A 690-nucleotide genomic window follows, 5' to 3' on the forward strand; every position below is an offset into this window, starting at 1 on the left:
CAAATCTTAGGGAATACAATGGAAGGATTATATCGCCTTGATAAAGATAATAAGCCAATCCCAGCTGCAGCTGAATCCAGCACGAAAAGTGAAGATGGCAAAAAATATACATTTAAACTTCGTAAAGATGCAAAATGGTCAAACGGTGATCCAGTAACAGCGAAAGACTTCGTGTATGCGTGGCAACGTTTGTTAGATCCAAAGACAGCTGCAGAGTACGCATTTATTGCATATTACATTAAAAATGCAGAAGCGATTAATCAAGGAAAAGCAGAAGTATCTACACTAGGTGCAAAAGCGGTAGATGATTACACACTTGAAGTTGAACTAGAAAACGCAGTTCCGTATTTCTTAAACTTAACAGCATTCCCATCGTACTACCCATTAAATGAAAAGTTTGTAAAGGAAAAAGGAGAGAAATTCGGCTTAGAGTCTGATACAGTGGTTTATAATGGACCGTTTGTTCTAACTGATTGGAAACATGAGCAAGGATGGAAACTGAAGAAAAATGATAGTTATTGGGATAAAAAGAATGTGAAGTTAGATGAGATTAACTACAGTGTTGTTAAAGATATGGCAACTCGTGTAAATCTATATGATAGTGGTGAGATTGACTTTACTTTATTAAGTGGAGAGTTTGTTGATAAATATAGAAATAACAAAGAAGAGTTTGGTGTATATTCTGAACCA

1 protein-coding gene is annotated in these 690 nt (G+C 35.5%); it reads left to right on the forward strand.

Features of this window, described 5'->3' with window-relative positions:
* The coding region (locus CN288_RS27815; protein ID WP_141528035.1) for a peptide ABC transporter substrate-binding protein at positions 1-690 on the forward strand (690 nt) is incomplete at both ends.

The organism is Bacillus sp. AFS023182 (assembly GCF_002560575.1).
Lineage (GTDB): Bacteria > Bacillota > Bacilli > Bacillales > Bacillaceae_G > Bacillus_A > Bacillus_A arachidis.